The 20,882-nt window shown below is 32.9% G+C and carries 19 protein-coding genes and 2 tRNA genes; 8 read left to right on the top strand and 13 right to left on the bottom strand.

The window, feature by feature from the left end; all coding sequences use genetic code 11:
- Positions 1-16: 16 nt before the first annotated feature.
- Positions 17-898: a GTPase Era gene (gene era / locus ACNO7W_RS13715; RefSeq protein WP_143386130.1), complete on the bottom strand. Its 882-nt coding sequence runs from the start codon at positions 896-898 to the stop codon at positions 17-19.
- Positions 899-1,015: 117 nt separating this feature from the next.
- On the opposite strand from era, the gene ACNO7W_RS13710 reads away from it, so the two are divergent.
- The 4 genes from ACNO7W_RS13710 (at position 1,016) to ACNO7W_RS13695 (ending at position 2,268) form a co-directional block, all read left to right on the top strand.
- Positions 1,016-1,088 (top strand) — tRNA-Met (locus ACNO7W_RS13710).
- A gap of 32 nt (positions 1,089-1,120) precedes the next feature.
- Positions 1,121-1,193, top strand: a tRNA-Met gene (locus ACNO7W_RS13705).
- 337 nt (positions 1,194-1,530) lie between these two features.
- A complete protein-coding gene (locus ACNO7W_RS13700) occupies positions 1,531-1,731 on the top strand; it encodes a hypothetical protein (protein ID WP_417938560.1) in 201 nt (66 codons plus the stop codon).
- Between the two features lie 120 nt (positions 1,732-1,851).
- Complete coding sequence (locus ACNO7W_RS13695) at positions 1,852-2,268, top strand: DUF2809 domain-containing protein (protein ID WP_143386128.1); 417 nt, start codon at positions 1,852-1,854, stop codon at positions 2,266-2,268.
- A gap of 323 nt (positions 2,269-2,591) precedes the next feature.
- Here ACNO7W_RS13695 and ACNO7W_RS13690 read toward each other — a convergent pair whose 3' ends face one another.
- Positions 2,592-3,446 carry a leucine-rich repeat domain-containing protein gene (locus tag ACNO7W_RS13690; protein WP_417938559.1) on the bottom strand — a complete coding sequence of 285 codons (855 nt, stop codon included), beginning with the start codon at positions 3,444-3,446 and terminating at the stop codon, positions 2,592-2,594.
- A 181-nt stretch (positions 3,447-3,627) separates the two neighbouring features.
- On the opposite strand from ACNO7W_RS13690, the gene ACNO7W_RS13685 reads away from it, so the two are divergent.
- Positions 3,628-4,110, top strand: coding sequence for a DUF1761 domain-containing protein (locus ACNO7W_RS13685; RefSeq protein ID WP_143386126.1), 483 nt, complete (start codon positions 3,628-3,630; stop codon positions 4,108-4,110).
- A gap of 59 nt (positions 4,111-4,169) precedes the next feature.
- On the opposite strand, the gene ACNO7W_RS13680 is transcribed toward ACNO7W_RS13685, so the two are convergent.
- Positions 4,170-4,448 (bottom strand): 4a-hydroxytetrahydrobiopterin dehydratase, encoded by a 279-nt coding sequence (locus ACNO7W_RS13680; protein ID WP_417938557.1) that lies wholly within the window; start codon positions 4,446-4,448, stop codon positions 4,170-4,172.
- Between the two features lie 97 nt (positions 4,449-4,545).
- Here ACNO7W_RS13680 and ACNO7W_RS13675 point away from each other — a divergent pair, with 97 nt between their 5' ends.
- Positions 4,546-5,694 carry an 8-amino-7-oxononanoate synthase gene (locus tag ACNO7W_RS13675; protein WP_417938556.1) on the top strand — a complete coding sequence of 383 codons (1,149 nt, stop codon included), beginning with the start codon at positions 4,546-4,548 and terminating at the stop codon, positions 5,692-5,694.
- Here ACNO7W_RS13675 and ACNO7W_RS13670 read toward each other — a convergent pair.
- The gene (locus ACNO7W_RS13670) at positions 5,687-6,577 is read right to left on the bottom strand and encodes a diacylglycerol/lipid kinase family protein (protein ID WP_143386123.1); all 891 of its coding nucleotides are present in this window, start codon (positions 6,575-6,577) and stop codon (positions 5,687-5,689) included. The genes ACNO7W_RS13675 and ACNO7W_RS13670 overlap by 8 nt on opposite strands.
- 64 nt (positions 6,578-6,641) lie before the next feature.
- Between ACNO7W_RS13670 and ACNO7W_RS13665 the strand changes: the two genes are divergently transcribed.
- Positions 6,642-7,610 carry an App1 family protein gene (locus tag ACNO7W_RS13665; RefSeq protein ID WP_417938555.1) on the top strand — a complete coding sequence of 323 codons (969 nt, stop codon included), beginning with the start codon at positions 6,642-6,644 and terminating at the stop codon, positions 7,608-7,610.
- Between the two features lie 30 nt (positions 7,611-7,640).
- Here ACNO7W_RS13665 and abc-f read toward each other — a convergent pair whose 3' ends face one another.
- Positions 7,641-9,548: a ribosomal protection-like ABC-F family protein gene (abc-f, locus tag ACNO7W_RS13660; RefSeq protein ID WP_417938554.1), complete on the bottom strand. Its 1,908-nt coding sequence runs from the start codon at positions 9,546-9,548 to the stop codon at positions 7,641-7,643.
- A 73-nt stretch (positions 9,549-9,621) separates the two neighbouring features.
- Here abc-f and ACNO7W_RS13655 point away from each other — a divergent pair, with 73 nt between their 5' ends.
- Complete coding sequence (locus ACNO7W_RS13655; protein WP_143386120.1) at positions 9,622-10,005, top strand: DUF983 domain-containing protein; 384 nt, start codon at positions 9,622-9,624, stop codon at positions 10,003-10,005.
- 2 nt (positions 10,006-10,007) lie between these two features.
- Here the strand turns inward: ACNO7W_RS13655 and ACNO7W_RS13650 are convergent, their stop codons facing one another.
- From ACNO7W_RS13650 to ACNO7W_RS13615, 8 genes are all read right to left on the bottom strand, one after another.
- On the bottom strand, positions 10,008-11,060 hold the full coding sequence (locus tag ACNO7W_RS13650; protein WP_417938553.1) for an NAD(P)/FAD-dependent oxidoreductase: 1,053 nt from the start codon (positions 11,058-11,060) through the stop codon (positions 10,008-10,010).
- A 101-nt stretch (positions 11,061-11,161) separates the two neighbouring features.
- Complete coding sequence (gldN, locus tag ACNO7W_RS13645; protein ID WP_143386210.1) at positions 11,162-12,052, bottom strand: gliding motility protein GldN; 891 nt, start codon at positions 12,050-12,052, stop codon at positions 11,162-11,164.
- Between the two features lie 47 nt (positions 12,053-12,099).
- Positions 12,100-13,650, bottom strand: coding sequence for a gliding motility protein GldM (gene gldM / locus ACNO7W_RS13640; RefSeq protein ID WP_417938551.1), 1,551 nt, complete (start codon positions 13,648-13,650; stop codon positions 12,100-12,102).
- 45 nt (positions 13,651-13,695) lie between these two features.
- The gene (gldL, locus tag ACNO7W_RS13635) at positions 13,696-14,346 is read right to left on the bottom strand and encodes a gliding motility protein GldL (protein ID WP_143386117.1); all 651 of its coding nucleotides are present in this window, start codon (positions 14,344-14,346) and stop codon (positions 13,696-13,698) included.
- A 54-nt stretch (positions 14,347-14,400) separates the two neighbouring features.
- Complete coding sequence (gene gldK / locus ACNO7W_RS13630; RefSeq protein WP_144064870.1) at positions 14,401-15,807, bottom strand: gliding motility lipoprotein GldK; 1,407 nt, start codon at positions 15,805-15,807, stop codon at positions 14,401-14,403.
- A 270-nt stretch (positions 15,808-16,077) separates the two neighbouring features.
- Positions 16,078-17,235, bottom strand: coding sequence for a formimidoylglutamase (locus ACNO7W_RS13625; protein ID WP_417938549.1), 1,158 nt, complete (start codon positions 17,233-17,235; stop codon positions 16,078-16,080).
- Positions 17,236-17,333: 98 nt separating this feature from the next.
- Positions 17,334-19,850 carry a type I DNA topoisomerase gene (gene topA, locus ACNO7W_RS13620; RefSeq protein ID WP_417938548.1) on the bottom strand — a complete coding sequence of 839 codons (2,517 nt, stop codon included), beginning with the start codon at positions 19,848-19,850 and terminating at the stop codon, positions 17,334-17,336.
- Between the two features lie 165 nt (positions 19,851-20,015).
- A complete protein-coding gene (locus ACNO7W_RS13615) occupies positions 20,016-20,789 on the bottom strand; it encodes a DeoR/GlpR family DNA-binding transcription regulator (RefSeq protein ID WP_143386113.1) in 774 nt (257 codons plus the stop codon).
- Between the last annotated feature and the right edge of the window lie 93 nt (positions 20,790-20,882).

Below are 20,882 nucleotides of genomic sequence, written 5' to 3'. Positions count from 1 at the left end.
ACACTGAATACTTCTCTTATTGGTTATAACCAAAACGCTTCAACATATTAGCGTTGCTTCTCCAGTTTTTATTCACTTTCACGTACAACTCGATATGTATTTGTTTTCCAAAGAATTTCTCTAAATCAACACGGGACTCCATCCCTACTTTCTTCAAAGCAGCACCTTTATGACCTATAATGATTCCTTTTTGGGTTTCACGCTCCACCATAATCAAAGAACGGATTCTAATGATGTTTTCATCTTCAAAAAACTCTTCGGTTACAATTTCTACTGCATAAGGAATTTCTTTGCTGTAATTCAACAAGATTTTCTCACGGATGGTTTCATTCACAAAGAAACGTTCCGGTTTGTCTGTCAATTGATCTTTCGGGTAATAGGCAGGAGATTCTGGTAATAATGAAATTATTCTTCCAAAAACTTCTGGCACATTAAAATTCTGTAATGCTGATATTGGAAAAATTTCTGCATTAGGAACTTTCGCAGTCCAAAAAGCCACTTGTTCTTCCAACTGAGCCTGATTTGAATTGTCAATTTTATTCAATAACAATAAGACAGGGATTTTGGCATGGATTATTTTATTAAAAAACGCTTCGTCTTTCAACTCTTGTTCTCCAATTTCCACCATATAAATCAGAACATCAGCATCTTCAAAAGCGGACTTCACAAAATTCATCATCGATTCCTGCATTTCATATGCTGGCTTGATGATTCCAGGAGTATCAGATAAGATCATTTGAAAATCTTCCCCGTTTACAATTCCAAGAATTCTATGACGTGTTGTTTGTGCTTTTGAAGTAATAATTGACAATCTTTCTCCAACAAAGGCATTCATTAATGTTGATTTCCCAACATTTGGATTTCCTATGATGTTTACAAAACCTGCTTTATGTGACATTTTTATTATAATTTATTTTGCAAAGGTAGACATATCAAGTCAATAGACGAAATAAAACATTTTTTAAAATTTTCGTTGGAAATACGGAAATTCGTCGTACATTTGCACCCGAAACAACGCGGGATAGAGCAGTAGGCAGCTCGTCGGGCTCATAACCCGAAGGTCACAGGTTCGAGTCCTGTTCCCGCTACTACCAATTTTATTGAAATTACAAACGCACATCGCGGGATAGAGCAGTAGGCAGCTCGTCGGGCTCATAACCCGAAGGTCACAGGTTCGAGTCCTGTTCCCGCTACTAAAAAAGCTCCAGAGAAATCTGGAGCTTTTTTTATGAAATAAATCTAAGGCTTTAGAAACATGGGCTACATATAAATCTCTATAAAGCGCTACTTTGCCACAATTAATTGTTGCTAGTACGATTATACCTATATTTTAGTACAAAACTGAATTTTACCAGACCAATCCCTTCAAATATATGTGGTTTGGGATGATTCTGTCAGACCTACACATACCAGTTGCATCACAATTTAAAAACACACAAATACAATAACTTAAAGCAACAGACAACCTTTAATAAAATCAAAACTCAAACAAACAATAATTACTTTATCATAAATACTTAATAAACATATATGTTCAAACAATTATTATTAGCTGCTATACTAATTGCGCTATCAACAGGATGCTCCGATGAATGTACCAAAACAATTGTAAGACCTGCATACCAAATAGGTGGCGGATATTATCCTGAGGAAAAATATAAGGTTCCTTGTGATTTTAACCCTGGTCAAATTGGAAAATTACGAGACAGTATTAAATTTACCATAAAATAAATAAAAGAAGTAGTGTCTAAAGATCTTAAAAAAAGAGCATCCTATAAGAAGTACACGAGCAAACCTGTTGAATAAATGCAAACTAAAAGCTGGACGTTAGGCACAAACTAAATTAAAATTATGCTAACATTTAATAAAAACTACTTTGGCTTCGCAATTTTAATTTTTTCCATTGAGGTATTAATTGCCTTTTTTGTCAATGATGATTTTGTCAGGCCATATCTTGGGGATGTTTTGGTTGTTATTCTTCTCTATTGCTTTTTAAAATCTTTTCTCAAATTGCCAGTTTTAATTGTTGCACTATTTGCATTGGCTTTCTCTTTCGCCATAGAATTTCTTCAATTTTTAAATATTGTCGAAAAGCTAAGTTTAGAAAAATCAAAAATTGCCAGAACTGTTATCGGAACTTCATTTTCATGGATTGATTTATTAACTTATATTGCTGGAATTGCAATAGTTATTGTTGTCGAAAAGTACTGGTTTAAAAAAGAAATAAAGACAGTCCCTAAAAGCGATTTTAAGCAGGTGGGATTTTAAAGCTAAACCAAAACTTCTTTTTGTATAATTGACTTGGGTAAAAACGAAAACCCTAGTTATAAAAATCCTCACCTGCTTAAAGCCTTTGAACTTAAAAAATAACTCATTCAAGATATTCTTTTAAATTATAAGCTACTATATACAAAAAATCCCTAAATCAGGTTTTAAATCAGCTCAATAACACAATATTATAGCGTACAAAAAAACCTGTGAAGCAAGCCGCACAGGTTTTCCCAACTAAATTTAATAAAACTAACTTATTTTTAAAAAAACTAAACTCATTTTTTTTAAAGCATTAACCCATTTTTTTTATTTCATGGATATTAATCTTCCGAAACGATTGCTGAATTTTTATCGGTAGTCACATCCAATAAAACGGCAATTCCTTTATCATTCACCATCGTCATATTTAATGTATCCAAAGCAGCTAAATCCTTAGACACTAACCCATTAAACATGTTATAAGAAATATTCATTTCTTTCAAGTTATTCAATTTTTCCAACTCCAATGGCACTTGACCATTCATTTTATTATCAAACAAACTAAGATTTTCAAGAGAAGTCATATTTACCACTTGACGGCTTAATTCTCCTGTCAGTTTATTACTACTTAGAAGTAACGTTTTTATTGTTTTAATATCATAAAGCGAACTCGGAATTTGTCCTGTAATTTCATTGTTAAATAATGACAGAACTTCTAATTGTTTTAAAGCTCCTATTTGCAAAGGCAACTCTCCTGAAAGAGTATTCATGTAAAGTTCTAAATCTTTTAAATTACTCAATTCACAAACAGAGGAAGGAATTGTTCCTGACAATTTATTGAATGAAAGGTTTAACACTTTTAAATCTTTTAAATTCCCGATAGAAGAAGGAATCACTCCAGATATTTTATTTTTGTGTAAATCCAACTCTTGCAGATTAACCAAATTGGCAATCGCCGTTGGAATTTCGCCAACTAAATTGTTGTTAGCTAAATTTACTGAGACTACTTTTTCGTCTTGCAACTTAACTCCATGCCAAGTAGAAACTGGTGATGATAAATCCCACTTTACAATCCACTGACTTCCATTTGTAGATTGATATAATTTCACTAATGCATCTTTCTCAGATTGAGATACATTAGCCAACATTGAAAATGAAAACAAAAGGGTTAAAAATAGGGTAGTTATATTTTTCATAACATGATTTTTTTTACTTTTTACACACCTAAATCTACATACATTATGGCTAATCAACAAATAAAATCGATGAAATGCAATGTTTTATATTTATTATAGAGTTATATCTTACAAATAATACCTGTTATTGTTAAATAATATTTTATTAAATTTGATTCACTAATCTTTAAAAATCAATTTTATGGAAATGAATTTTCTAGCACTTTTAGTTGCCGCATTGTCTACGCTTGTAGTAGGATTTATTTGGTACAACCCCAACGTTTTTGGAACTATTTGGATGAAAGAATCAGGAATGACTGAAGAAAAAATGAAAGGAGGAAATATGCTTTTGACATTTGGAATTTCATTTCTTTACGCCTTTTTCATCAGCTTTGTTCTTCAATTCCTCACAATACATCAAACTGGCGCCTTAGGGATGATTGGAGGCGACCCAAGTATTGCAAAACCTTCATACATCACTTTTATGGCAGATTATGGATTATCATTTAGAACCTTCAAACACGGGGCATTACATGGTTTTATGACTGGACTATTTTTAGCATTGCCAATTATAGGAACTAATGCCCTATACGAAAAAAGAAGCTTCAAATACACCCTTGTAACTGGCGGTTTCTGGATAGTATGCTTTATGATTATGGGGGGAATTATTTGTGCTTGGAAATAATTATCAAAATAATCTGAAATAAATTTCGCCTTGTCATTATTACAAGACGAAATTTATTTTTATTGTATTTGTTCTATGGCTTTTGCTAAATCAATATCCTTATCGGTAACACCATTTGCATCATGAGTAGTTAACCGAATCGTTACTTTATTGTACACATTGAATAATTCCGGATGATGATTTCTTTTCTCCGCCATTACCCCTACCTGAACAATAAAACCTAATGCTTGGGTGAAGTCTATAAACTTAAACTTTTTCTCCATTCCATTATTAATAAATTGCCAGTCTTTTAGCCCTTTTAACTCTGATTGAATTGATTCCTCTGAATAGGTTTTCATAATTTCCTTTTTTATTTATATAAAGTTAGTTAATTTAGAAACATAGAGAAATACTTTAACTTTATTAACTAATTTTGGTAAAACATTAAAATTCAATTTGAGTACACCTTATTCTTTCAAAATTTATAATTCTACAGCTCAACTTCCAAAAAACTGGAATGATTTAGCTGTTTCTACCATTTTTTTATCCAAAAAATATCTGGAAGTTTTAGAAAAATCATCTCCGGGAAATATGGTCTGTCATTTCATTGGAATTTTCGAAAATGATATTTTAGTTGGCATTGCACTTTTCCAATTTTTAGATTTGAACAAATTGGAATCTTTTGGGGAACGCGACAAATGCATCAAAACTGCTGTACGGAATTTTGTTTTCAGAAACTTTGGGTCTCACGTACTAGTCATTGGTAACAACATGCTGACTGGCCAAAACTCATATGCGTTATCCGATACTATTGATAAAAAGAGAGCTTTACAAGCATTAAATTCTGCTACAACTGAATTGAAAAAAATGTTTAAATCTAAAGGTAAAAAGATTCATATTACCACATATAAAGATTTCGACAAAGAGGAAATTAATCATTTCGCCATTCCAGAATTCGAAAATGATTATCAGTTTTCCACACAACCCAATATGGTTTTTGCAATTAATGGAAATTGGAAATCAGAGCAAGATTACATCGACTCTCTTTCAAAAAAATACCGAGATCAGTACAAAAGAGCCCGAAAAAAAGCGGATGTGATTGAAAAAAGAAAATTACACCTCGAAGACATCATCGCTTTAGAAGATACTATTTATGATTTGTATATTCATGTCGCTAAAAATGCTCCTTTCAATACTTTTTTTCTACCTAAAAATCATTTTAGAACTTTTAAAGAAATCTTTAAGGACAAATTCCTTTTTTACGGTTATTTCATAAATGAAAAACTAATTGGTTTCAACACTTTGATAAAAAATGGTGCCGTAATGGACACCTATTTTCTGGGGTATGACGAAAGCATTCAGCGTGAAAAAATGTTGTATTTGAATATGTTATACGACATGATTGCCTATTCCATTAATAAAGGTTTTAAGGAAATTGTTTTTGCCAGAACCGCTTTGGAAATCAAAAGTTCTGTAGGAGCAAAACCTGTGAAAATGTATGGATTCATAGCGCATAACAATCCAATTGTCAATTCGTATATGCCAAAAATATTCAAATATTTAGAGCCCGAAACGATTTGGCAAGAACGAAATCCATTTAAATAATCTCATTGTTTGGATTGGGTATTGCAACTTTCATCTGTTTGGGTAAAATTTCGATATTCAGTTTTGTTTCTTTTCCGAAATATTCTCCATCAATTTGAAAACTAACTGGTACATTTGTCGTTATTGTTGCATTATCGGTTGAAATTATCTCTATATCTTCGGAATCTATTGGCATATTTCCAGTAATAATTTTCCCAAGTACAACTAAATCCAAATTTTTCAAAATAACTAATTCAAACTTTCCATCATTCATAACCCCATTAGGATTTATAGAAACTCCGGTGCCATATTTTTTGGAATTAGCTATGACAATCATTCTTGCCAAACATTCTATCGTTGAAAAATCACCGGTAATCGTGGCCGTAAAAGGGTCCTCTAAATCAATCAAAGTGGATACCGTTTGTAAAACGTAACCCCATTTACCCCGAATGGTGCTTTTTTCATAGTTCTTAATCATTTCCGCATTAAGGCCCAAATCACTTAGATGAATACTTTTTTTTCCATTGATGGAAATCATATCTATTTCCATATAATCATTATGAAAAGCGATTTCTAAGTTTTCTTCGATTGTTGATGGCAAATTCAAATCTACAGCTAAACCATTGGCGGATCCAGCCGGTAAAATCCCAATAATAACATCATTTTTTTCCATTGCCTCTGCAACCATTTTTATTGTTCCGTCACCACCCGCTACAATAATCCTTTTTGGTTTATATGTTTTATAAAGTACTTTTATATTTACAATATCTGATACCCCGGAAGTATTATAAATCACCAGATTCAAATTTTCCTTTTCAGCAAAAATTGTTGTTGCTTCAACCAACTCTGATTTATCAATATCTCCAGAAACAGGATTTACAACCATTAGAATATTATTTTTCAAACTTTATCTTCTTTTATTGATTAAAAATAATTAATTTCAACTCCAATCAAAAGTACTGCAATAAATGAAACCAATTTTAAAATTATACCGAGGCTATGCTAATGAGCAGGAATTAATTGTCATGGGACATGTTTTCAAACCAACATCGATTGAGGAGTATAATTTTCAAAAAAAGAATCTCAAAAATGCTACTTCAGTAATTAAAATGTTTCAAATAAAAACACAAGCAAACGCCGATGTCTATTTGGAACACAACAAAACCAAAATTCATACCAAAACACTTAATGACGGTTATTTTAAGTTTTGTGTTCCATTAGACCAAGACATTAATTATGGTTGGATTGACTATGAAGTGAGTATTGTTCACGAAAACAAAACCCTAACAAGTAGAGACAGTTACATCCGTCCTCACAAAGGTAATTTAGGAATCATATCCGACATTGATGATACTTTTTTAGTTTCTCATACGCTGAATCCTTTGAAAAAATTATATGTTTTGTTATTCAAAAATATAAATAAGAGAAAAATTTATGAAGATGTTGTCTCACATTATCAGGCATTGAGCACAGCAGGAAGAGACAATAAAGAGGAATTCAATGCTTTTTTCTATGTTTCCAGCAGCGAATGGAATTTATATCGTTTTATTACAAATTTCACCGAAATTCATCAACTACCAAAAGCGGTTTTATTATTGAAAGATATTAAAACGAGTCTTACTGATTTTTTTCTGACGGGCAGAGGCAATCACAACCATAAGTTTGACAAAATAAAACACATTTTAGAATTTTACCCCAATTTAGAATATGTCCTTCTTGGTGATGATTCGCAACATGACCCTTTTTTATACGAAGCCATTTGTAAAATTTTTCCAGTTACGGTAAAAGCCGTTTACATCCGACAAACTGGTGAATCTAAAAAGGAAAAAGTAATCACAATTTTAAAAAATCTAGAAACCCTAAAAGTTTCTGTTTGTTATTTCAAAAACAGCAGCGAAGCCATTGCGCACTCAAAATCAATTGGAATTATTGTATAAAAAAGAGTCCCAAATTGGAACTCTCATTTTTTATAAATTATCTATTTCTTCCTGAACAATTTCCCAATCTGAAAGAAGTTTGTCCAACTCCGCTTTTTTCTTGTTGTATGCTGTGAAAAATTTAGCATCCTCAATGTGTTTGTCATAATTAGAAGCGAGCATTTTGTCATCGTTTTGAATGTCTTTTTCCAATTGCTTGATTTGACTCTCCACTTTGCTCAATTTATTTTGCAAGGCTTTCCCTTTTTTCTGATCTTCGTAAGAAGCTTTATTGCTCTCTTTTGGCGCTGCCGCTTTTTGAGCATCTTTTTTCTCCACTTCACGCATATTCTCCATATTGCGTTGTTCCAAGAAATAGTTGATATCGCCTAAATATTCTTTTATTTTTTGGTCTTTGAATTCATATACTAAATTTGACATTCCCTGCAAAAAATCCCTATCGTGAGAAACCAACAATAAAGTACCGCCAAATTTTTGAAGTGCCGCTTTCAAAACATTCTTGGATTTGATGTCCAAGTGATTCGTAGGCTCATCCATCAGTAAAACATTAATGGGCTGCAGTAATAATTTACATAGTGCTAAACGGTTTCTTTCGCCTCCAGAAAGGACTTTTACTTTTTTCTCGACATCATCACCACGAAACAAGAAAGAACCCAGCATATCGCGTACTTTCATTCGGTTCGTATCAGCTGCCGCATCTTCCATGGTTTGCAACAAAGTAATTTCACCATCCAGATATTCAGCCTGATTTTGGGCAAAATAACCCAACTGTACATTATGGCCTAACTTTATATTTCCCTTATATTCAAATTCGTCAACAATAGCCTTAATGAAAGTCGATTTTCCTTGTCCGTTTTGTCCAACGAATGCGATTTTGCTTCCGCGTTCTACTAACAGATTGATTTCCTTTAAAATCGTCTTATCCCCGTAGCTTTTGGTTACATTTTCAGCTTCGATAACTACTCTTCCCGGCTCTTTTGAAACTGGAAAAGTAATATTCATCACCGAATTGTCGTCTTCATCCACTTCGATGCGTTCTATTTTATCTAGTTTTTTAATCATCGATTGTGCCATCGAAGCTTTGGAAGCTTTGGCACGAAATTTCTCGATTAACTTCTCGGTCTCTTCAATTTTTTTGGCTTGATTTTTTTGCGTTGCCAATTGCTTTTCACGAATTTCATGACGCAATTCTAAATATTGGGAATACGGTTTGTTGAAATCATACGCTTTTCCAAGAGAAATTTCGATAGTTCTATTGGTCACATTATCCAAGAACATTTTATCGTGTGAGACAATCACAACAACACCAGGATAATTACGAAGGAAACTTTCTAACCAAATGATACTTTCAATATCCAAGTGATTCGTAGGCTCATCCAGCAACAAAACATCATTGGCCTGCAATAATAATTTGGCTAATTCGATACGCATTCTCCATCCACCAGAAAAAGTTTCGGTTTGATTGTCAAAAACTTCCCTTTTGAAACCCAAACCAAGAAGAATCTTCTCAGTATCTCCAACATAATTATATCCACCCAATAATTCAAAACGATGTGTATAATCGGATAAGTCTTCAATGATTTGACTGTATTCTTCACTTTCATAATCAGTTCTGGTAACTAACTGATGATTTATTTCTGCTAGCTTTTTTTCTACGATTTTAATATCCGTAAAAGCTTCATATGCTTCTTCAAGAACTGTCCTCCCTTGTTCAAAATCAATGTCCTGACGCAAAAATCCCATTCGAAGATCTTTCTCTTGAGAAATAACCCCTGAATCAGGAGCAAAATCTTTTGCCAACATTTTAAGCATGGTCGATTTTCCGGCCCCGTTTTTCCCAACAAGACCCACACGGTCTCCAGCACCCAATCGAAAGGTAACTTCTTCAAATAAATAAGAACCTCCAAACGAAACGGATAAATTATGTATATTAAGCATGTATTGTTATTTTATTCCTTTTCGAATATGTAAATTTGCAACTCTAAAAAAGGAAAAATTAAATTTTTTGCAAATGTTAAAAAAAGGATCCAAATTATATAGCATTTTAACAGGAACTTGTCCTAAATGTCAGAATGAGAGTATGTATTTGGATAAAAATCCGCTGCATTTAGACAAAATTTTAAAAATGCATGAGAAATGTAGTCATTGTGGTTTAAAATATCAAATTGAACCATCCTTCTTTTATGGCGCTATGTATGTAAGTTATGGATTGAATGTTGCAGTTGCAATTGCTGCCTTTATAATCTCTTTTTTGATTTTTGGCTCCAGTCTGAAAGTTGCTTTCATTTCAATAATTGCCTCACTTATTGTCTCATTCCCATTTGTTTTGCGTTTATCAAGAAACATATACATCAATATGTTTGTTTCATATGATCCAAAAACAAACCTAAAATAATACTATTTTTTTCCTTTAGGCAGAAATCGGTTAATATCAATTGCTGCATTTAAAGGAATTTGATATTCTATGTTGTCAAATAATGCTTTTGCCATTGCTGGCCCCAGCATAACTCCTCTTGTACCCAAACCATTGAGAATATGTATTGATTCATACTTTTGATGTGTTCCTACTAAAGGTCTTCTGTCTTTTACAGTTGGCCTAACTCCCGCAAAATGCTCCACAATTTCAAAATCACAAGTAATAATTTCTTTTATTCTTTCTATTAATTCCGTTTTTCCATCTTCTGTAGGCAAGTCGGTTTTATCTTTCCAATTATAGGTTGCACCAACTTTAAATAAATCATTCCCAAGTGGTAAAATAAACACGCTCGTATTTACAATTACATCTAAATCCAACTCAGGTGCTTTTATAATAAAAAGCTCGCCTTTTGTTCCGTCTAAAGGCAAATGATTAAAATAGGGATTGGCATGCATGCCAAAACCTTCTGCAAAAATGATATGTCTGGCTTTTAAATCTTTATAACGAATGCCATCACTTTCAATTTTTAAAGCATCATAATCAAAAGATTCTTCCAGAAACAGATTATTTTGTTTAAGATATTCCCTGTATTTATTTAATAACAAAGCGGTGTCTACATAGCCCGTTTGTAAAACTTCGCCATACCCATAAGGAGAATCAATTCCTAAATACTTTTTGGAAATCAATTGTGTAGATAAAAAAGGAGCTAACGTTGCTTTATCCGAAGCAGCAAACCAATTATTTTGTTCTTCTATGGAGAAAAATTTTCTTAAAATAGGTCTTTTAAAATCAACTTTGCAATTTAGTTTTTTCTCCAAAAAAGTATAAAATTCATTCATCAACACCAATTGTTCTTGAGCTTTCCACACTTCACTAAAGCGTTTTAAAATTACCGGATTATACAAACCACCGGCAATTTTGGACGAATTTTGAGAATTATTATCCAAAACTAAAATCGACTTGTCGCTTCGCAAAGCAAATTCTGCAAATGAAATACCCGCTAAACCCGAACCTACTATTAAATAATCAATCATTTTAAAAACCTCTTTTAAACTAAATACAAAGTAAACACATTAAAATAAAAAAACTCTTACCATTATAGTAAGAGTTTATCATTATATTTTTGAAATTGAAATTAATAATTCCACATATCTTGTTCGAAATTGCGAATTTTTTCTTTCACTCTTTCTGATTCCAACAATTGATTTTGAGCATTATCTTTCATATATTCATCAATAGCTCTGTCTCCGTAAACATTTTCTTCTTTGTAAATAACACTATTAAAACGTCTTGAATTTAATATTTGATCAAAAGAAACTGGCATTGCAGAATTTTTATCATTGAAAGCCTTAGCTTCATGTAAAACTTCTCTTGCAGCAGGAAAAAATACCCAAAACAACTCAATATAATCTTTTTCGTCGCTGTTCATAGTATAAACATCCGGCGTAATAGGACAAATACCGAGTAAACGATATTTCAATTCGCTTTGACGTTTGTCAAAATACCAATAGCCCTTAATTTTATACTTCGATACATCTTGAGCTGTAAGATCTTGTTTTAAGATATACTCAGGCGATATTTGAGCACCTGCGTTAATTTGTTCTCTTCCAGCATCAGTAGTATCGATACGGGTCAATGAACCTTGAATATCTTCTATAGATTTTTTGGTATTAAAATAACTATCCGTATATACTTCAGTAATTTTACCATTTCTCATTGCTTTAGTCAAAACATCATACAAGGATCTTCTATCCGAGCCAATATTTGCTGTATCAATTGGAAAATACAATGCGAAATTTATCTTTTCACTTAAATCGATTATTTCCCAAGTGGTTTTTCCCATTAAAACATCTCTGTCGTGTACATAACCATAAACTAATGGTTTGTCATTATCAGAAATCAGCTGTGCAGCTGTCTTAAGCCCAATTTGGTCTGGTGTTTTAGCATTCAGCAAATTAGATTGTGCTACAGATGTAAAACTCCACATTGCAGAGACAATAACTATTAAAAAATTTCTTACATTCATCATGGTATCATAATAAGATATTGAAGTAGGCTTTGTCTAAAACTTACTTATTGTGTTATTTCAAAAATTACTGGAGCTGTTCTTGGCAATAAATAACTACCGGCACCAACAAGTTTTGTTTTAATTTCAGAAATGGTAACCTGATCACCTCTAACTGCTTTAGAAAGAACAGCGTTACACTGCGCATTTAATTTATTTCCTTGAACTACAACGGTAGGCTGACCTGTTACTTTCAAGTTAAAGCCAACTACATTCAAACCAACTTCAAAATCAAAATCAACTAATTTAGCTCCAATTGTAGCAATTTGTAAATTTGATTTAGGTCCTTTTACCACGCCCATCTCTCCTCTAATAGTTCCAGTAGGACCTGGAATACCTTTTATTCTAAAGGTTTTCTTATCAGAAACTTTAGAACCATCAGGAAGCGAACCAGTAACATTAATAACTACTTCAGAACCACCACCCGGACTCATATTGTATTTACCACCACCCGCAGAACTTAATCCTGGAGCAGAGGCTGTAACTTTATCAGCTGTAACACCAGCAAAAGAAATCGTCATAGGATTTACGACACCTCTATAAACTACATTCATTTTATCAGCAGAAATTGTAGCCGATTTTGGTCTGGCAACAACTACATATTTGTCTTTGATAGGTAAACTAACTACTTTTCCATTTTCATCGAAATTGAAAGAACCTCCTATTGCATGTTCTCCTATATTACCTGCTCCAAAAGAAAATTTAGCTTGACCCGCTTGAGCTTGTACACTTGATCCATTAACAATAACTGATTTTGCCTTCAATGAAGGATCAAATTTTCCTAAGATAATTTTACCCGTTACTGCTTCCCCTTGAAAGAAAACAGATTTATCAAGAACTACAATTGGTTGATAAGCAGTAAGAGAGGCTGCAGCAACTAAATCTGATTGAAACATACCAGACATTACATCACTTTCTGTTGTTTTGATGTCTGCTTGTAATTGTGATAATTTAGTTATAGTTGCTATAAGAGGATATCCTTTATAATTATAATCAATCCAATCTAATTTAGCACCTGCTTTTTCAGAATAAACTGGTTTCGTAGCAAATCTTGCTTCAATTTTTTTCATTTCTGAATCAGCAATTGAACTACCGCCAATTTCTTTTATTTGACTTGAAAAATTATTAATTTTATCTAGAAACTCTTTTCCTTTTTTAGAAACTCGATCTCCCGTAAAGAACATTCTATCAATCAAATCTCCTTTATCCATTTGCTCATATGGCAAATTTCCTTCAGTATCTCTTACGAACTTTTTAGTAACCGATGACTTAATGTTTTCAATATAGTCGTTAAACTCTTTAGACAACGCTCTTATTTTTTCAACCTTTGCTTTTTTATCACCGAATTGTCCTGGTTGATCCACTGCTTTTTGAGCTAATTGTTGAAATGAGCTTTCATTTCTAATGTCTGTTATAGAGTTGGACTCTACAATTTTATTATTTAAAATTCCAAAAGCTGACAACACTTCTTTGGACATATTTAATGCTAACATTGCGATAAAAACCAAGTACATCAGGTTTATCATCTTCTGTCTAGGGGTTAGTTTTCCTCCTGCCATATTTTCTACTAATTAGTTTGTTATTTTTATATAGTTTGAAACTAATTATCCTTTATTGTTCATTGCAGAAAGCATTCCTCCGTATACACTGTTAAGTGATGACAAATTAGATGTCAAAGACTGCATTTGGTCTTTTAATTTTAAGTTATTTTCAGCCACTTCTTCGTTTATCTGTGCATTTCTTGAAGCGCTTTGTAATTGAATTTTATATAAACTATTTAAAGATTCCATTTGGGCAGCAGCCAATGTCAATTCTTCGCTATATTTTTTAGTGGAAGCAATAGAATCTATAGTAGGTGCGATACCTTTTGCAGCTGATTCGAAATTTTTAATGCTATTTCCTAAACTAGACATTAATTCACCATCAATTTTAGCATCTTTTAACATTGCATCTAATTTTTGAGATAACAATCCTTGAGCATCAGAAGGAGTTTCTACTTTTGCCTTTTTCTCCCCTGTAGCTTTACCATTAGCCAGTTCCGGATAAACCAATGTCCAATCTAAATCGTCATCAACTGGTTCAAATGCAGAAAGAGCAAAAATTCCAGCTTCTACAACAAGTCCAATCGTTAGCATTAAATTTCCAGTTATAAAACCGAATTCAAGGTGCGTAATTTTAAATAATGCTCCGATGATTACAACTGCCGCTCCCATTCCGTAAGCGAAATTCATTGTTTTTTTGCTAAGTAATGCCATAATAATTTTTTTTTGGGTTAGTCATTTAAAGATTTGGTTTCTTTTGTTTATTTATTATTTACCTTTTTTGTTACTTCCGGTAGTTTGTAATCCCATATAATCCTGAACGGTTCTAAAACCAATAAAGCTTCTTGCAGAATCCGCATATTCGAAATCCCTCGTGCTTACTTGTAGGAAATAAGCGACATCTTTCCAAGAACCTCCACGAACCACTTTACGTTTATTTGAAGCATCCAGAACATTAGGATTCATTGAAGACACATATTCGTATGCATTGGGGTCATATGATGAATCCGTCCACTCAGAAACATTTCCTGCCATATTATAAAGATTATAACCGTTTGGCTCATAGGATTTTGCCTCTACAGTATACAAGGCTTCATCCGCTGCATAATCCCCTCTATTAGGCTTGAAATTAGCAAGAAAACAACCTCTGTCATTTTTAGTATACGGTCCTCCCCAAGGATATGTTGCAGACTGTAAACCTCCTCTGGCCGAATATTCCCATTCTGCTTCTGTAGGTAATCTAAAAGAATTTATTAAATCGTGACCTTTCTTTTTAGATTTAATATAAGTGTTTTTATTTAGGGTTCTCCAAGCGCAAAAAGCTTTAGCTTGAGTCCATTTTACACCCACAACAGGATAATCACCGTATGCTTTGTGCCAAAAATAATCATTATGCATTGGCTCATTATACGAATACGCAAAATCTTTAATCCAAACAGTTGTGTCAGGATATACGTTTACTTCTTCTGTTTTAATGAAATCTTTTCTCTTCCCTACCTTAGCTTTGGCAGCAGCTTGAATGTCCATCCAAGAATAACGGAATTTTAATTTATTTACATCTATTGTACGTAATCCATTATATGACGCTTCTATTGGCAAATACATGGAATCCATAACTTCAGTGTAATACTCATCCGGATACAACTTAGTATCTTTGATTAATTTCACTTTTTTATTAAGCTTTCTACCAGCATAAGGATCATCAGCAGTACCTACACTATAATAATTATCGTACATATATTTATCATATGCAGTCATCTTTTCTGGATCTGAATCATTAAAAGCAAAATCACCAATGCTACCGGCATTTTTACCTTTAGCATTTGTAGCTCCAGCTTTTTGTCCGCTTTCATCAGCAAGTATAGCTAATCGAACTCTCATTGTGGAGTCTTTTACCCATTCTACAAATTGACGGTATTCACTATTTGTAATTTCCGTTTCATCCATGTAAAATGAACGAACAGTAACAGTCTTTGTAGGAGCATCTTCAACATCAGCCAAATCATCATCTGATTTACCCATAATAAAAGCACCACCTGGAATTAATGCCATTCCGTAAGGTTTCTCAGGATGCCATTTCCCTCCATTAATTCCAACTAATTCTCCTTTGTCGCTTGATTTACCGCAGCCAATTAAAAGGATCAAAATTGACGTATATGCAATGAACTTCTTCATATAAATTTGATTATCTATTCATTATTTTTAAGTGTGTAAACCTATTTATTATTTATTAATAAAACAATATTTTTTATTACGAAACATAATTTATGCTTCAAAAATAATGTTAAATAAAATACAAAAAAAATATTTTGTCGATAAAATGCCAAAAAAATCGATAAAATACACAAAAAGCTTTTTTTTTATGAATTTTATAATATTAAGCTTATAAATTACATTAATTAATTACCTGTTTTAAGGATTTTAATATAAATATCAAATAATTAATTATAAAATATTTTTACGTTGTGCTTTCCACCATCTTTCAGGTAATTCTTGATTGCATGCCAATAAATACTCATCGTAGGAACATGGTAATAACGTATTTCTTTTTAATTTATTATTCCCGTTTGAAATAAATGGTATTTCTATCCACCATCTGTCCGTTTTATCACTTTTATAAAAAACAAGTTCTTCCTCTTCTTCTTCCAGTGGAACTATATATTTCAAATAATTTTCCTTGCTTCCAAAAGGATATTCATTAGAACGATAATGAAAACCCTCTATGAAATACCAAATAATCTGTGCTATAATGACTGATTCTTGCGCGGAGTTATTATGGTTAAATATCCCAAAAGAAGACACTTTATCACTTATCCCTGCATATCGCGACAAAGAACAAATTTCTTTTCCATTAAAGCCATTAGGTGCAAACGAAATAAAATTCCCTGAATCAGATGATTTAACCGAATTCAAATCAATACTTACCAAATCCGCATCCCTGAAAACAGGTTCTGAAATGGATATATTATTAGAAATTTCGCCTAATCTGTACGCATCAAAAAATAATTTTTCTATCAAATCTATTTCTTCTTGTGAATTAAAATACGTTTGATACCCTACATTACAATAGTTAAAAAGATTATTGGGTTCGTCTATAATTATTTTTGTCAAATATGAAGAAGCTGATATTTCTTCATTTTCTTTTCCGAAGTCAAATTTATTATCAATGGAAACTAAATTGACCATCTGTTCCAAATCATCATAAGCTCTGTAAAGTGCATACGTCAAATCTTGAGAACCTCCAATAACAATAGGTATAATCTTTTTCTTAATTAGACTTGCAACGACTTTTTTTAATGCAAAATAAGTATCCGCAGCAGAATTTCCTGCAAGAATATCTCCTAAATCTGCAATTGAAGCATCCCAGTTTCCAGGAAACAAACCATATAACTCTTTCCTTAGTGGAATCAAATCAACATCAGAAACCGCTTTTTTATCTCCTCGATTTTCTAAAACGCCTATTACAGCAATTTTAATCTTATTTAAATCAGGAAAATGTTGTTCTGTATGCAATACAATTTTACTTCCCAATTGTTGAGAAGTCAATCCGTTTATATAACTAAGGATTTCATCATCTACGGGTTTCAGAAAATCAAATTCCATTTTATTTATTTATTTTCCTGTCCCCAACCCTTTCCATAAGAGCGACAGCGGACTGGCGAAGCAAAGAAGAGGGAAACGAAACCGGAATTAATTACTATTTATTTCTTTTTTGCTACAGGTTTCTTAGCAACAGTTTTCTTTGCAGGCGCTTTTTTGGCAGCTACTTTTTTAGCTGGTGTTTTCTTGGCAATCATTTCCTGAACTTCCGCTAATGTTAATTTCGTAGCATCAACATCTTTACTCAATTCGATTTTGATTTTTCCTTTGGTAATAACCGAACGTCCCCAACGGGCTTTTTCAACTAAAATTCCTTCGTCTTCCCAATTGTGTAAAACCTTATCAATATTTTTCTGCAATTTATCCTCAATCAATTCTTCAACGTCTGATTGTGACAAATTATCAAAATTGTATTTCTTGCTTACATTTATAAACAAACCATTCCATTTGATGAAAGGACCAAAACGACCAACACCTTTCTGAACACCTTCTCCTTTATAAACTGCAATCGGCGCATCAGCTATTGCTTTTTCGTCAATTAATTCTTTCGCTCTTTCAAAATCTACATCTAGAGGGTTTTCTCCTTTTGGCAAAGAAACAAAAGCTGCACCATGACGAATATAAGGACCAAAACGGCCATTACTCACCTCAACTTCCTCGCCTTTATACTGTCCAAGATTTTTTGGCAGCAAAAATAAATTTAAAGTTTCCTCTAAAGTAATGTTTCCAATATTCTGGTCTGCCATTAAACTGGCGAACTTTTTCTCTTCATCGTCTGCAGCTCCAATTTGGGCCATTGGTCCAAATTTCCCTAAACGCACCGAAACTGGCTTCCCTGTTTTTGGATCTGTTCCTAAAATTCTTTCGCCACTTTCTCTATCCGCATTGGCTTCAACATCTTTTACTGTTGGATGAAATTTATCGTAGAATTCTTGCATCATTTTTGTCCAAACAATATTTCCTTCTGCAATTTCATCAAAATCCTGTTCCACTTTTGCGGTGAAATTATAATCGAGAATATTTCCGAAATTCTTAACCAAGAAATCCGTAACAATAGTTCCAATATCTGTAGGAACTAATTTTCCTTTATCAGAACCTGTATTTTCTTTCAGCAACTTCTCCCCTACTTTTCCAGATTGTAAAGTCAATTGTGTATAATTTCTTTCTTGTCCGTCTAGATTTCCTTTCTCGACATAATTTCTGTTGATAATCGTAGAAATCGTTGGCGCATAAGTAGAAGGACGACCAATACCCAATTCTTCTAATTTTTTCACCAAAGAAGCTTCAGTATATCTTGCAGCAGCACGAGAATATCTCTCGGTTGCTGAGATATAATTGTTTTGTAATTTTTCGTTGACTTTCATCGCCGGCAACATTCCTTCTTGCTCTTCATCGTCTTCATCATTACCTTCGAGATATACTTTAAGAAAACCTTCAAAAAGTAAAACTTCTCCAGAAGCAGTAAATATTTCGCCATGATTGTTAGCTTCAATTTTCACATTAGTACGCTCCAATTGTGCATCACTCATTTGCGAAGCCAAGGTTCTTTTCCAAATTAAATCATACAAACGGGCTTGATCTCTATCTATATTTACCGTGTGGCGTGACATATCCGTAGGACGAATTGCTTCGTGCGCTTCCTGTGCTCCTTTACTTTTATTGACAAAAGTTCTAGGCTTAGAAAACGCTGCACCGTACGATTTTATAATTTCAGCTTCGGCAGCTTCCATCGCATCTTTAGATAAGTTCACACTATCCGTTCTCATATACGTGATAAGTCCGGCTTCGTATAAGCGTTGCGCCAATTGCATAGTAATTCCAACAGGCAAATACAATTTACGAGCCGCTTCTTGTTGTAAAGTTGAAGTCGTAAATGGACCGGTTGGTGCTTTTTTGGTAGGTTTAGTTTCTAAATCGGCTACCTTATATGTAGAACCTATATTTTTATTTAAAAAATCTTCGGCTTCTTTTTTAGTATTGAAATTTTTAGGCAGTTTGGCTTTGAATGCTTTTCCTGCTTCGTTAGTGAATTCTGCCACAATAGAATACGTTGCAATTGCTTTAAAATTCTGAATTTCTCGTTCCCGTTCCACAATCAGACGAACTGAAACCGATTGAACACGACCTGCAGAAAGTCCTCCTTTTATTTTTCTCCAAAGTACAGGCGACAATTCATAACCAACTAATCGATCTAATACTCGACGCGCTTGTTGTGCATTAACTAAATTATAATCGATTTCACGTGGATTATCAATGGCTTTTAGAATTGCTGTTTTCGTGATTTCATGAAAAACAATTCGCTTGGTTTTCTTTTTGTCTAATTTTAATTCTTCGGCTAAATGCCAAGAAATGGCTTCTCCCTCGCGATCCTCATCACTTGCTAACCAGACCATTTCGGCATTTTTGGCTAAAGTCTTTAATTTGCTTACCAATGCTTTTTTATCGGCAGAAACTTCATATTTGGGTTTGAAACCATTTTCTACATCTACACCAATTTCCTTGGAAGGCAAGTCGGCAATATGCCCATAACTTGACTCTACTTGAAAATCACTTCCTAGAAATTTCTCGATTGTTTTTGCCTTTGCAGGGGACTCAACTATAACTAAATTCTTTGCCATTGCTCTATTTTTCTGGGACAAAAGTAGAAGTTTTTTTTAAATATTGAGCTTTTGGAAATTTTAAAAATAATTTTTATCACTAAACAGTATCAAAAAAACAATCTAAATATCAAATATTAAAAACCAAAAAATTGAATTATTTAAGCCCCAAACTAAAATAAAAATTTACATTTTATCAGCCACAACAACATAAATTCCTATTTCTTCAAGCTTAGTTTTTGTCTCGGGATCAATTCCGCTATCCGTAATCAAAACATCAATTTTATCTAAATTACAGATTTTCCCAAATCCCTTAATATTCATTTTTGTAGAATCTGCTAAAACAATAATTTTCTCAGAAACATCTATCATAGCTTGATTTAAATGCGCTTCTAAAGAATTTGATGTACTTAAACCAAAATCCAAATGAATCCCATCTGCTCCCAGAAATAGTTTATTACAAGAAAACTGACTCAAAGTAGCCTCTGCAATTGGACCTACAACTGAAGTTGAACTGTTTCGAACATCGCCCCCCAGTTGTATCGTATCTATTTTAGTTTCTTTACTAAGCTCCAATGAGACCCTCAACGAAGGAGTAAGTACAGTTAACTTTTGAAATCCGGTAATAATACGAGATAAATAATGGATGTTTGAACCAGAGCCTAAAATTACATAGTCATTATTATCAATATATTTTAGAGCTTCTTTCGCAATCTGTTTTTTTTGTTCTACCTGCAACCCTTCTTTATCATTCACATCTCTTTCAAATGCATAAATAGGTTGCTTACTGGCCCCACCATGCGTGCGATGTAATAGCTTTTCATTTTCTAAAAAATTCAAATCCTTTCGAATGGTTACAGTCGAAACGTTATGTATTTCACATAAATCAACAACATTTACATAACCTTTTTGATTTAACTCTTTAAGTATATCTTCTTGCCTTCTATTTATAATAGTCATTACAGCTCTTTATATGTTTCGATTTTCAGTTCTTAAATATACAAAAATACAACAATGAAATAAATTTCACTTTATTTTATTTAGTTTCATTTG

This window comes from Flavobacterium sp. ZB4R12 (assembly GCF_048276375.1).
GTDB lineage: Bacteria > Bacteroidota > Bacteroidia > Flavobacteriales > Flavobacteriaceae > Flavobacterium > Flavobacterium gawalongense.
The sequence above is the reverse complement of the archived record's forward strand: the minus strand, read 5'-3'. Positions and strand labels throughout refer to the sequence as shown.

Coding starts and splice junctions, on each gene's coding strand:
- ACNO7W_RS13685 (WP_143386126.1), top strand. CDS start 3,628: ATGGAAATGAATTTTCTAGCACTTTTAGTTGCCGCATTGTCTACGCTT.
- ACNO7W_RS13625 (WP_417938549.1), bottom strand. CDS start 17,235: ATGGAATTTGATTTTCTGAAACCCGTAGATGATGAAATCCTTAGTTAT.
- ACNO7W_RS13695 (WP_143386128.1), top strand. CDS start 1,852: ATGCTAACATTTAATAAAAACTACTTTGGCTTCGCAATTTTAATTTTT.
- gldK (WP_144064870.1), bottom strand. CDS start 15,807: ATGAAGAAGTTCATTGCATATACGTCAATTTTGATCCTTTTAATTGGC.
- ACNO7W_RS13615 (WP_143386113.1), bottom strand. CDS start 20,789: ATGACTATTATAAATAGAAGGCAAGAAGATATACTTAAAGAGTTAAAT.
- ACNO7W_RS13680 (WP_417938557.1), bottom strand. CDS start 4,448: ATGAAAACCTATTCAGAGGAATCAATTCAATCAGAGTTAAAAGGGCTA.
- abc-f (WP_417938554.1), bottom strand. CDS start 9,548: ATGCTTAATATACATAATTTATCCGTTTCGTTTGGAGGTTCTTATTTA.
- gldM (WP_417938551.1), bottom strand. CDS start 13,650: ATGGCAGGAGGAAAACTAACCCCTAGACAGAAGATGATAAACCTGATG.
- topA (WP_417938548.1), bottom strand. CDS start 19,850: ATGGCAAAGAATTTAGTTATAGTTGAGTCCCCTGCAAAGGCAAAAACA.
- gldN (WP_143386210.1), bottom strand. CDS start 12,052: ATGAATGTAAGAAATTTTTTAATAGTTATTGTCTCTGCAATGTGGAGT.
- ACNO7W_RS13655 (WP_143386120.1), top strand. CDS start 9,622: ATGTTAAAAAAAGGATCCAAATTATATAGCATTTTAACAGGAACTTGT.
- gldL (WP_143386117.1), bottom strand. CDS start 14,346: ATGGCATTACTTAGCAAAAAAACAATGAATTTCGCTTACGGAATGGGA.
- ACNO7W_RS13650 (WP_417938553.1), bottom strand. CDS start 11,060: ATGATTGATTATTTAATAGTAGGTTCGGGTTTAGCGGGTATTTCATTT.
- era (WP_143386130.1), bottom strand. CDS start 898: ATGTCACATAAAGCAGGTTTTGTAAACATCATAGGAAATCCAAATGTT.
- ACNO7W_RS13690 (WP_417938559.1), bottom strand. CDS start 3,446: ATGAAAAATATAACTACCCTATTTTTAACCCTTTTGTTTTCATTTTCA.
- ACNO7W_RS13665 (WP_417938555.1), top strand. CDS start 6,642: ATGAAACCAATTTTAAAATTATACCGAGGCTATGCTAATGAGCAGGAA.
- ACNO7W_RS13700 (WP_417938560.1), top strand. CDS start 1,531: ATGTTCAAACAATTATTATTAGCTGCTATACTAATTGCGCTATCAACA.